Source organism: Flavobacterium sp. NKUCC04_CG (genome assembly GCF_019345525.1).
In the GTDB taxonomy this organism is placed as follows: Bacteria; Bacteroidota; Bacteroidia; order Flavobacteriales; family Flavobacteriaceae; genus Flavobacterium.
The window spans coordinates 192661-204632 of sequence record NZ_JAHKRA010000005.1 but is presented as its reverse complement, the minus strand read 5'-3'; the positions used below and the strand labels follow the sequence as shown (position 1 = coordinate 204632).

Annotated in this window: 10 protein-coding genes; 8 read left to right on the top strand and 2 right to left on the bottom strand. The window is 35.6% G+C overall.

Annotation, left to right across the window (positions count from 1 at the left end):
* The first annotated feature begins 377 nt into the window (after positions 1 to 377).
* The 6 genes from guaA to yidC all read left to right on the top strand — a co-directional run bounded on the left by guaA (position 378) and on the right by yidC (position 8305).
* Positions 378 to 1907 carry a glutamine-hydrolyzing GMP synthase gene (gene guaA / locus KO524_RS05985; RefSeq protein WP_219291704.1) on the top strand — a complete coding sequence of 510 codons (1530 nt, stop codon included), beginning with the start codon at positions 378 to 380 and terminating at the stop codon, positions 1905 to 1907.
* Between the two features lie 65 nt (positions 1908 to 1972).
* Positions 1973 to 3958, top strand: a complete 1986-nt coding sequence (locus KO524_RS05980) for a LysM peptidoglycan-binding domain-containing protein (RefSeq protein WP_219291702.1) — start codon at positions 1973 to 1975, stop codon at positions 3956 to 3958.
* A complete protein-coding gene (locus KO524_RS05975; protein ID WP_219291699.1) occupies positions 3958 to 4359 on the top strand; it encodes an OsmC family protein in 402 nt (133 codons plus the stop codon). Before KO524_RS05980 ends, KO524_RS05975 begins: the two co-directional genes overlap by 1 nt.
* Positions 4359 to 4592 (top strand): DUF3820 family protein, encoded by a 234-nt coding sequence (locus tag KO524_RS05970; protein ID WP_219291696.1) that lies wholly within the window; start codon positions 4359 to 4361, stop codon positions 4590 to 4592. Before KO524_RS05975 ends, KO524_RS05970 begins: the two co-directional genes overlap by 1 nt.
* Before the next feature lie 121 nt (positions 4593 to 4713).
* Positions 4714 to 6327 (top strand): CTP synthase, encoded by a 1614-nt coding sequence (locus KO524_RS05965; RefSeq protein ID WP_219291694.1) that lies wholly within the window; start codon positions 4714 to 4716, stop codon positions 6325 to 6327.
* A gap of 82 nt (positions 6328 to 6409) precedes the next feature.
* Positions 6410 to 8305 (top strand): membrane protein insertase YidC, encoded by a 1896-nt coding sequence (gene yidC, locus KO524_RS05960; RefSeq protein WP_219291691.1) that lies wholly within the window; start codon positions 6410 to 6412, stop codon positions 8303 to 8305.
* A 73-nt stretch (positions 8306 to 8378) separates the two neighbouring features.
* Here yidC and KO524_RS05955 read toward each other — a convergent pair whose 3' ends face one another.
* Both KO524_RS05955 and KO524_RS05950 read right to left on the bottom strand, forming a co-directional pair.
* Complete coding sequence (locus tag KO524_RS05955) at positions 8379 to 8741, bottom strand: hypothetical protein (RefSeq protein WP_219291688.1); 363 nt, start codon at positions 8739 to 8741, stop codon at positions 8379 to 8381.
* A gap of 210 nt (positions 8742 to 8951) precedes the next feature.
* Complete coding sequence (locus tag KO524_RS05950; protein WP_219291686.1) at positions 8952 to 9461, bottom strand: hypothetical protein; 510 nt, start codon at positions 9459 to 9461, stop codon at positions 8952 to 8954.
* A gap of 332 nt (positions 9462 to 9793) precedes the next feature.
* Here KO524_RS05950 and mnmA point away from each other — a divergent pair, with 332 nt between their 5' ends.
* Positions 9794 to 11002 (top strand): tRNA 2-thiouridine(34) synthase MnmA, encoded by a 1209-nt coding sequence (gene mnmA / locus KO524_RS05945; RefSeq protein ID WP_219291683.1) that lies wholly within the window; start codon positions 9794 to 9796, stop codon positions 11000 to 11002.
* Positions 11003 to 11005: 3 nt separating this feature from the next.
* Positions 11006 to 11953: a nitronate monooxygenase family protein gene (locus tag KO524_RS05940; RefSeq protein WP_219291680.1), complete on the top strand. Its 948-nt coding sequence runs from the start codon at positions 11006 to 11008 to the stop codon at positions 11951 to 11953.
* Positions 11954 to 11972 lie beyond the last annotated feature (19 nt).

The window sequence follows — 11972 nt, the reverse complement described above, 5'->3', positions numbered from 1 at the left end:
TCATTATAATACGCTTGGATAGGCGGGATTATCAAATAAGGACTAATTTAATAAAAAAAGTTGATTATATTTTGTAAAATCCTTTGAAATGTACTATTTCTTTTTAGTTTGCTTGTAAGGCTTTACTGCTAAATACATTAGTTTTATCTTAATTGGATAGAAATAGAAAATGCAGCTGCTGAATTGAAAGTGGTATTTAAAAATAAATGAATATCATAAAAAATACTGTGTAAATAAGGATTAAAAGACCTAATTAATTTGTTAATTTGTCCTGTCGATAAACCATTTGAATAGTTTGTGAAAATGGTTTGTCGTTTGTTGAAAAAAAAATCCAAAACCTATTTTTGGAATCCATTAGAAAATACCTATTTTTGCATATGCAACACAACGTACTTATTTTAGATTTCGGTTCGCAATACACACAGCTTATTGCCCGTAGAGTTCGCGAATTAAACATTTTTTGCGAAATATTACCTTACAACAATTTACCTGAGGATTTATCGACCTTTCATGCAGTCATCCTTTCTGGAAGTCCTTTTTCGGTTCGATCTGCGGAAGCATTGCATCCGGATTTGTCGAATATCAAAGGCAAACTGCCTTTGTTAGCCGTTTGTTATGGAGCTCAATATTTGGCCCATTTTCACGGTGGAGAAGTAGCACCTTCAAGTACTAGAGAATACGGAAGAGCCAACTTAAATTTCATCAAGGAAAACGAACCGCTTTTAAAGGGTATCGAGTTAAATAGCCAAGTATGGATGAGTCATAGTGATACGATCAAAACCTTACCTACTAATGGGGTGCTTTTGGCGAGTACAAAAGACGTATCTAATGCCGCTTACAAAATTGAAGGTGAGCAAACTTATGCTATTCAATTTCACCCAGAGGTATATCACTCTACTGATGGAGCACAATTGCTTAAAAACTTTTTAGTGGATATAGCTGGAGTAGCACAAGACTTTACTCCGAAAGCATTTGTCGATGAGATCATCGGTGATTTGCGTGAGAAAATAAAAGACGACAAAGTAGTTTTAGCCCTTTCAGGAGGTGTTGATTCAACCGTTGCGGCTGTTTTATTACATCGTGCAATAGGTAAAAACCTATATTGTATTTTTGTAAACAACGGTCTTTTAAGAAAAAACGAATTCCAAAATGTATTGGAACAGTATAAAGGCATGAATTTAAATGTAAAAGGGGTTGATTCTTCCGAACGTTTTTTGACTGCTTTAAAAGGATTAGAAGATCCAGAATTAAAGAGAAAAGCCATTGGTAAAGCTTTTATTGAAGTATTTGATGACGAGGCTAAACTAATAGAAGATGTGACTTGGTTAGCTCAAGGAACTATCTATCCCGACGTCATAGAATCTATTTCTGTTAAAGGACCGTCTGCTACTATTAAGTCACATCACAATGTTGGGGGACTACCTGATTTTATGAAGTTAAAAATCGTAGAACCTTTGAGAATGTTGTTTAAAGACGAAGTGAGAAGAGTTGGTGCTTCTTTGGGTATTGATCCTGAATTATTGGGAAGACATCCTTTCCCGGGTCCTGGGCTTTCTATTCGAATCTTAGGTGATATTACTGCAGAAAAAGTCAGTCTTCTTCAAGAAGTAGATGCTGTTTTTATCAACGGCTTAAAAGAACACGGACTATACGATCAAGTATGGCAAGCCGGTGCTATTTTACTACCGGTAAACAGTGTAGGTGTTATGGGTGATGAACGTACTTATGAGAAAGTAGTGGCATTGCGCGCTGTAGCATCAACCGACGGAATGACTGCTGATTGGGTGCATTTACCCTATGAATTTTTGATGGAAATATCCAATCAAATTATAAATAAAGTAAAAGGTGTTAACAGAGTAGTTTACGACATTAGTTCTAAACCACCAGCCACTATTGAATGGGAATAAAGTAATGTAGAATAAGTCGTTGTAATTTTTTTACAGCGACTTATTCACTTATAAACACAAAAGAAATGAAAAAGAAGTTTTTAAGTAGCCTTGCAATTTTGACTTTGAGCGGCGTTATGAGTGTACAGGCTCAAACCGTAACTTTTAAGCAGCACAGAGTTAATAAAGGAGAAACCCTTACGGATATTGCCAAGCAATACAGTGTTGGGGTAAAGGATATTTTAAAATACAATCCAGAAGTTGAAAGCGGATTGCAAGAAAAGGCTGTTTTGTTAATTCCCGTGGTTTCGAATTCTGAAAAAGGCGGTATTTCAACGGTAACTTCAACGTCTAAAAATCATTTGGTGGAAAGTAAGGAGACGCTTTATGGCATTTCCAAAAAGTATCAAATTTCCATAGACGAATTGTACCGCTTAAATCCGGGTTTAAAAGAAAACGGACTTAAATCGGGGGAAATAATCCATTTGGAGCCCGCTATTACGGCAGCGGTAGCTGTAAAGCCGATCGCTAAATTGGATACTTTAGTCGCTTCCTCTGCTCAAGTGGTTAAGGAGTATCTACCTTCAAATACCAAAACAATTGTAGTAGGGCCTAAGGAAACGGTATATGGATTAGCTATTGAGTATCAAACATCAATACAGCAGCTGTATGAATTGAATCCATTATTAAAAACTCAAGGTTTAGTGGAAGGGCAAGCTTTAATAGTACCTTCGAAAAAAGAACCTAAAGAAACACTTAAGGTAAATGATGTAAAAACTACTAATACTGTAACTTACAAGGAAATAGTAGTTGAGCCCAAAGAAACTATTTTTAACTTAAGTAAAGAATATCAGATTTCTCCAGAGCAATTGTTGGCATTAAATCCAGAGTTGAGTTATGGACTACGCGTGGGTATGACTTTAAAAGTACCTGGGTCGGCTTCAGAAAAAGGGATAGCTGCTAGCGGTTCAAAAACGACAACCTACAGTTCGGGCTCTTATAAAGATTTAACCCGCTCCCTAGACAAGAACAAATCCAAAGAATTGGTTTTGTTGTTGCCTTTTAATGCCCATAAAATTAATATAGCCAAAGACGATATTCAGGAAAAGTTAAAAAAAGATGCTTTTTTAAACATGACTTTGGATTTTTACTCCGGTGCTCTAATAGCTATTGATTCGGCAAAGACATTGGGGTTGCCTTTAAAGGTTAGAATTTACGATTCTAAAGAGACCAGTTCCACTTCAGAAGTATCCAATCTGTTTTCCAGTGAAAACTTTAGTGCGACCGATGTTATTATTGGTCCGTTTTTCCAGAAAAACGTGATTCAGACCGCTGCCTTAATTAAGGAAAGTAAGGTTGTTTTAGTATCTCCTTTGTCAACGGAGAAGGGTAAGTCGGGGCCAAACTTGATTCAGACGATGCCCAATTCAGATGACTTAAAAAGATATATGGTTGATTATATGTTGAGTCAAAAGGGGAAGATAGTCGTTATTGTCGATGAAAAGAAAACCTCGACCAAAAGTTTTTTACAGCAAAATTATCCCAATATCAAAGTGTTAAACGGTTCGGAAGCATCTAAAGTAGCTGATTATCTAAGTACTTCAACCAAGAATTTTGTTATTTTGGATACCGGTAGTATTCAAACGGCCTTAAGTACGACAAATGCCTTGATTTCCAAGTTGGCTACACATGATATTCAATTGGCTACATTTGATAAAAACGAAGTTTTTGACTATACTGAAATATCTTTAAATGCTTTGACAAAACTCAAATTGATGTATGCATCGGTAACCCGTGAGAATGAAAGTGAAAACGGTACTCGTTTTGCTAAAATGTATAAAAAGGAAAACAATATCTATCCAAATCGTTATGCCACTCGTGGTTTTGATGTTACATTTGACGTGATTTCGAGAATGTTCCAAAATGAAGATTTCGAAGAGACCATTTCAAAATATACCACCCAACAAGTTGAGAATAAATTTGCTTATTCCACTGTAAATGGAGGAGTGTATAACCAAGGAGTATATTTGTTGTATTACGATGAGGATCTAACCGTAAAAATTATAAAATAATGTTGTCAATAGTAAAATACTTAGGAGATTTAAGAACCGAGTCTGTGCATTTGCGTTCGGGTCAATCTATTATTTCTGATGCACCGCTAGATAACCAAGGTAGAGGAGAGGCTTTTTCGCCAACCGACTTGGTTGCCAATGCAGTAGCGAGTTGTATGTTTACCATAATGGGAATTAAAGCAAAAAGTATGGGTTTGGATATTTCGAACTCCAGCGCAGAAGTCTTTAAAGAAATGCGAGAAAGCCCTAGAATGATTTCAAAGGTTACTGTTCGTTTTGTCGTGAATGGTGTTGCAGACGAAAAGGATAGAGTGATTTTGGAACGTGTAGCTATGAATTGCCCTGTATTTTTAAGTTTACATACTGATATCGAAAAGGATATACAATTTAACTGGAAGTAATGCTTCAAACAAACAACCAACAATATTTAATAGAACTTGCCCATACTAAGATGCCTTTCGGAAAATACGAAGGGCGTTTTCTTGTAGATTTACCGGAATATTATGTCGTTTGGTATCACAACAAAGGCTTTCCCAAAGGGAAATTGGGCGAGCAGTTGCAGTTGATTTATGAAATCAAATTAAACGGACTGGAATCACTTATTAAAAACATTAAAAACAACTATAAAAAGTAATTGGTAATTGGGAGTAGCTTCAACAAAAGCGTCATATTAAACTCACAATTAATTAGAAGTATGATTCAAAAATTCGTACTTTTGCCAAGTTTTATTTTTAACAACTACAACACAACATTCGATGAAACAAACTAAATATATTTTTGTAACCGGCGGCGTTACCTCTTCCTTGGGAAAAGGCATTATTGCTGCTTCTTTAGCTAAACTACTACAAGCCAGAGGATACGAATCGACCATACAGAAATTTGATCCTTATATTAACGTAGATCCAGGAACATTAAATCCTTACGAACACGGGGAATGTTTTGTAACTGATGATGGAGCTGAAACCGATTTGGATTTAGGACATTATGAGCGTTTTTTAAACGTTCCTACTTCACAGGCTAACAATGTTACTACGGGAAGGGTATATCTTTCTGTAATAGAGAAAGAGCGTAGAGGGGAGTTTTTGGGTAAAACGGTACAAGTGGTACCTCATATCACCAATGAAATTAAAGAGCGTATGTTGCTTTTAGGTAAAAGCGGTAAATACGATATCGTGATTACGGAAATCGGAGGAACGGTTGGCGATATAGAATCGTTGCCTTATATAGAATCGGTACGTCAATTATTGTGGGAACTCGGTGATAACAATGCCATAGTAATCCATTTGACTTTAGTGCCTTATTTGGCTGCCGCAGGAGAGTTAAAAACAAAACCGACGCAACACTCGGTTAAAACCTTGATGGAAAGCGGTATTAAAGCCGATATATTGGTTTGTAGAACGGAGCATGAATTATCAACAGAGATTCGTCAGAAATTGGCTGCTTTTTGCAATGTAAAACGCGAAGCGGTAATCCAATCTATCGATGCTTCAACCATTTATGAAGTACCGAATTTAATGTTGGAAGAAGGTTTGGATCGCGTTGCCTTGAAAAAATTGGATCTCCCAGAAAAAGCCACACCTGATTTAGTACAATGGAACGAGTTTTTACATAAACTAAAAAACCCACAACACACGGTAAACATTGGATTGGTAGGTAAATATGTAGAATTACAAGACAGTTATAAGTCCATTTTAGAAGCTTTTACTCATGCTGGTGCAGAAAATGTAACCAAGGTTAATGTAATTAGTATTCATTCTGAATACCTAACTGCTAAAAATGCTGCTGATAAGTTAGCGAATTTAGACGGTATATTAGTGGCTCCAGGATTTGGATCACGTGGTATAGAAGGAAAAATTGAAACGGTTAGATATGCAAGAGAAAACAATATTCCTTTTTTGGGAATTTGTTTGGGAATGCAAATGGCTGTGATTGAATATGCTCGTAATGTGATGCATTACGAAAATGCCAATTCAACTGAAGTTAATACCAATACCACCTATCCTGTGATTACGTTTATGGAAGAGCAAAAAACCATAACCGACAAAGGAGGAACCATGCGTTTGGGCGGATGGGATTGTGAAATCAAAAACGATACAAAAGCTTTTGAAATCTACCAATCGAATTTAATTAACGAACGTCACCGTCACCGTTACGAATTCAATAATTATTATTTAAGTGAATTTGAAAAGGCCGGTTTAAAAGCTACTGGAATTAATCCTAAAACGGGATTGGTAGAAATTGTTGAATTGGAAAACCATCCTTTCTTTGTGGGTGTTCAATTCCACCCGGAATATAAGAGTACCGTAGCGGCACCACATCCTTTATTTGTGGGATTTGTAAAAGCAGCCGTTGCACATAAATTAAAATAATAGCGGTAGTAGAGTTGCACTATAACAGCAAAATTGAATTAGTATAAACGTTCAAAATATTTGAAATAAGTAACACCAAGTAATGGAAGAAAAAAAAATAGATCGTAATAGTATTATTGGGTTTGTCATTATAGCAGCCTTATTGATCTGGATGATGTTTAACAACATCGGAAAAGAGAAAGAAGCCATTGTAAAAGATAATGAAAAAGCCCAAAAAGAACAAGTCACTACGGCCCAATCTCAACAAGTAGAATCGGCTATTGCTGGACATCAAACTGCTGCAGATTCATTGGCTTTAACTCAGTTAAAAGCTTCTTTAGGTGCTTTTGCTTATAGCGCAACTTTAGCATCGGCTCAAGGCGGAGTTACCGAATTAAAAAACGATGTACTTACGATTCGTATTTCAAATAAAGGAGGTATTATTGAAGACATTAAAATCAATAATTTTAAAAGATTCAATAAGCATTCTGACGAAATGGTTGAATTGATTAAAAACAATAATTCCAAATTTAATTTAGAATTTCAAACTGCGGATAGCCGTACTTTAAATACTAGAGATTTATATTTTGAGCCTCAGTTGTCCAAAGAAGGAGAAAATCAAGTATTAACCATGCGTTTAAAATCAAGCGAAAACCAATTTTTGGAATATCGTTATGTTTTAAAACCGGGTGATTATATGATGGATTTTGCCATTCGTACTCAAGGTTTAAATCAATTGGTGGATCCGTCTAAAAAACCACAATTGGAGTGGGAAATAAAAACGTATAGAAACGAGATGAGTATTTCTTATGAAAATAGATATACCCAATTGGCTTACGAATACGAAGGAGGTAAAGACAACCATTTAAGTCCTACGAGTAAATCGGATGATAAAATTGTAAAAGACGTTACCTATATCGCTTTTAAGCAACATTTCTTTACGTCTATTTTATTGACTAGTACACCGTTTTCTACTGTAGAATTGAATTCTCAAAACTTGGTAAATGATGAAAAAATAGATACGGTTTTCACCAAACATTTTGCAGCTAAATTACCTTTAGATTATAAAAATGGTGAATTGAATTACGATATGAATTTGTATTATGGTCCTACAGATTATAAAATATTAAAATCATACGATAGAAATTTAGATGAAATCGTTCCTCTAGGTTGGGGAATTTTTGGATGGATTAACAGGTATTTATTCATTCCTGCATTTGATTTGTTAACTTCTTTCTTGCCACACGGAATTGCGATTATTGTCTTTACTATTTTAGTAAGATTATTTATGTCGCCAATTACTTATAAATCTTACTTATCACAAGCTAAGATGAAAGTAATTCGTCCAGAGGTAACGGAATTGAATGAGAAGTTCAAGAATGACCCAATGAAAAAACAACAAGAAACCATGAAGTTATACTCCAAAGCAGGAGTAAATCCGATGGCCGGTTGTATTCCTGCATTGCTGCAGATACCGATATTCTATTCGTTGTTTCAGTTTTTCCCTTCAGCTTTTGATTTGCGTCAGAAAAGTTTCCTTTGGGCAGACGATTTATCGTCCTTTGATGCGGTAATACATTTGCCATTCACCATTCCTTTTTATGGTAACCACATCAGTTTGTTCCCCTTATTGGCTTCGGTAGCGATCTTCTTTTACATGAAAATGACAACGGGTGATCAACAGATGAGCGCTCCTCAACAAGAGGGTATGCCGGATATGAGTAAAATCATGAAAGTGATGATTTACATCTCTCCAATTATGATGTTGTTTTTCTTTAATAACTACGCTTCTGGTTTGAGTTTGTATTATTTCATTTCCAACTCGATTACTATTGGAATCATGTATGTGATAAAAAACCACATCGTGAACGAAAATAAATTGAAAAACAAAATGGACGAGAACAAAAAGACTGATCGTCCACAAAGTAAGTTCCAAAAGAAAATGCAACAGATGATGGAGCAAGCTCAGGAACAACAAAAAATAAAAGGTAAAAAATAAGATTTATTAATATAATACCAAAACGGGGCTGTCTGGAAAGACAGCCCCGTTTTTTATTTGTCAATTTATATAATTAGTTTGTGCTTACACTAATACAATTATATATACTTGATTTTGTAGAACTAACAGTATAAAGCACTCCGTTACCCGTTTTAAAACTAAAAGTATTTATATACAGAGCATCCAGCTCTTGAAGACGTTGTTCAAATCCTTGTTCAGTGTATAATTTAAACTCATCAAGAACTGTTATTGCCGGGCCTGATTGGTGATTAACGTAGTACTGTTCAATCATAGTAATATGATAACAGCTGACAGTCCCAACTTGTTCGGTGATTTCAGATTGCGCAGGAGTACTTGCATTATTTTTTTCTATGTTTCCTCCGAACATACTTAGGGTACTTAGAGCGAAAAGGCTCATTGCAAAAAGTTTTTTCATATTATATTTTTATGGTTTAGATTCTAAATATAAATATTATATATTAATTACAGTTAACAAATACAATATAATGAGTTAATTTTTTTTGAATACTAAAGTATTAATCGACTTTTATATTTAGTTTAGATAAATGCTCGATCGTAAGTTTAAGGTTGCTAGGGTTGCTATTTTTTACACTTCGAGACTATAGTAGTGTTTTAAAAATAGTGATTACCCTTGTAGTAGTTTGGTCAATTTTTTTCCGTTGATTGTAGCTTTTCTATCCAGTTGAATCGCTTGTTTCTTATTGTTCCAATATAACGTAATAAAAGATTGTGGTTTTCTTTTAAGCAACTGGTTTAATTGCATAGAAAAGGTTTGCATTCGTTGATTTAGATTGGCATCCACAGTTGCATCAATAATGTATAGGGGATAGGTGTAATTCGTTTTGTCTATTAGATTTAAAACTAAACTATCCTTATTGGTAATACCGATAAAGTAAAAATCGATTTGATTGCCATAGGTTTCTTGCCAAATTTTAAATTGTTGAACTTGACTTTCTGCTGTGGCACAATTGGGTATCCAATACTGAACCACGCTAGCTCTTTTGTCTCCCTTGTAAAGCTTTTCCACCAATTCGGTGGCAGAGAGATGTGTTATTTTGTGTTGGGCATAGATTTTCCCTGTAAAAATCATTAGTAGTGTCAGTAAGGATAAAAATTTAGCAGTCCTGGTCATCATTTTTTAGGTGTAAATATTTATCTAAAATAACCAATTAAATTAAATTTTGGAGAGCATTTGATAAAACAAAAGACTTTTTTGAATTAGCAGCTGAGAATTTTGGCGATTTTTATTTTTTACTAATGGTATAGGTTGTAAGTTCAGGCAGCTGTATATAGTTTAAAACTATATAACCATTTAGAACAATTATCATTTACTGCAACTTCAAAAATTAAAAGTCGTATTTTTGCGGTTTAATTTTTTAATAAAACCATGTCATTGTAAAATTCATCAAGTGCTGATCTTAGTACTGTTTGATATACAGAGACATATCAATATAAAAGATCCGAGATATGAAAAGAGTAGTTGTAGGTCTTTCCGGAGGAGTAGATTCTAGTGTCGCAGCCTATTTATTGAAAGAACAAGGATATGAGGTTATCGGATTATTCATGAAAAACTGGCATGATGATACCGTGACTATTTCCAACGAATGTCCTTGGTTAGAAGATAGTAATGATGCCCTTATGGTAGCGGAAAAACTGGGTATCCCCTTTCAGACTGTTGACTTAAGCGAACAATATAAAGAGCGTATAGTGGACTATATGTTTAAGGAATACGAGATGGGTAGAACGCCCAATCCTGATGTGTTGTGTAATCGTGAAATCAAATTCGATGTGTTTATGAAAATAGCCTTGAGTTTGGGAGCTGATTATGTGGCTACAGGGCATTATTGCCGTAAGGGCACCTTGGATATTATCGATGAGTCTGGTGCGCAAAAAGAAGCGTATCAATTGTTGGCAGGAGTGGATCCAAATAAGGATCAATCCTACTTTTTATGTCAGTTGTCGCAAGCACAATTGGCTAAGTCGTTATTTCCTATTGGAGAATTACTAAAGTCGGAAGTACGTGAGATTGCTAGTAAAATGAATTTGATAACGGCTGATAAAAAGGATTCGCAAGGATTGTGTTTTATCGGTAAAGTTCGTTTACCGGAATTTTTACAACAACAACTCAAACCCAAAGAAGGTTTGATTTATGAAATAGACAAAAACAGTCCAATTTATCAACAAGAAGCTGTAAGTTATACCAGTTTTGAAAAGCAATTGGAAGCCGAATCACGTGCTATTGCCTATACCCCTCAAATGGGGAAAGTAGTAGGCAAACATCAAGGTGCACACTATTTTACTACCGGACAACGCAAAGGTTTAAATGTGGGAGGTACTGCGGAAGCCCTATTTATCCTAGCGACTGATGTAAAGGAAAACGCTATATATACCGGTCAAGGACATGATCATCCAGGTTTGTTTCATCAAAGTTTGTTTGTTCAAGCGGATGAAGTGCATTGGATTAGAGAAGATTTAAAAATGAAAAACGGAGATAGCAAAGCTATTATGGCTCGTATTCGCTATCGTCAACCCCTTCAAAAAGCAACGCTTTATCAATTTGAAGACGGAATGTATGTGCGATTTGACGAACCACAATCGGCAATAACTGAAGGACAATTCGTATCTTGGCATTTGGAAGATGAGTTAATAGGCTCAGGAGTAATTTCAAAAAAATAATTTATGGAGAATAAAATAACGCAACTTTTTGGTATTCAGTATCCCATCGTTCAAGGTGGAATGATTTGGAATTCGGGATATAAATTAGCAAGTGCTGTTAGCAATGCGGGAGGTTTGGGGCTTATCGGAGCTGGCTCTATGTATCCAGATGTTTTAAGAGAACACATTCAAAAATGTAAAAAAGCCACGGACAAACCCTTTGGTGTAAACGTACCGATGTTGTACCCCAACGTAGCTGAAATAATGGATATTTTGGTTGAAGAAGGCGTAAAGATTGTATTTACCTCGGCGGGTAATCCCAAGACCTGGACTCCTTTTTTAAAGGAACACGGAATCACGGTGGTGCATGTGGTCAGCTCATCGAAATTTGCTTTAAAAGCACAGGAGGCTGGTGTAGATGCTGTAGTTGCAGAAGGTTTTGAAGCAGGCGGACACAACGGTAGGGAGGAAACCACTACTTTAACTTTGATTCCAATGGTTAAGGAGCAATTGAGCATTCCGTTGATAGCAGCGGGAGGTATTGGTTCAGGACAAGGCATTTTGGCTGTATTGGCATTAGGAGCGGATGGTGTTCAAATGGGCACGCGTTTCGCTGCCAGTGTGGAGAGTTCTGCTCATGATAATTTTAAAAATTTGTTATTAGAAGTAGGCGAGGGTGATACCTTGGTTACACTTAAAGAGTTGGCTCCAGTTCGATTGATTAAGAATGAATTTTATCAAGGCTTAGCCGCTTTATATCAAACTAATCCAAGTGTTGAACAACTCAAGGAATATTTAGGAAGAGCACGTGCAAAAAAAGGTATGTTTGAAGGCGACTTGGTAGAAGGGGAGTTGGAAATTGGACAAATAGCGGGAATTATTCATCAAATTGATACCGTAGAAAATATATTTAAAAAATTACTAGTAGAGTTTGAAGTAGCAAAGGAGAAACTCACGCAGTTCAATCTTTAAGTCAATCTCTTTTTAAAAA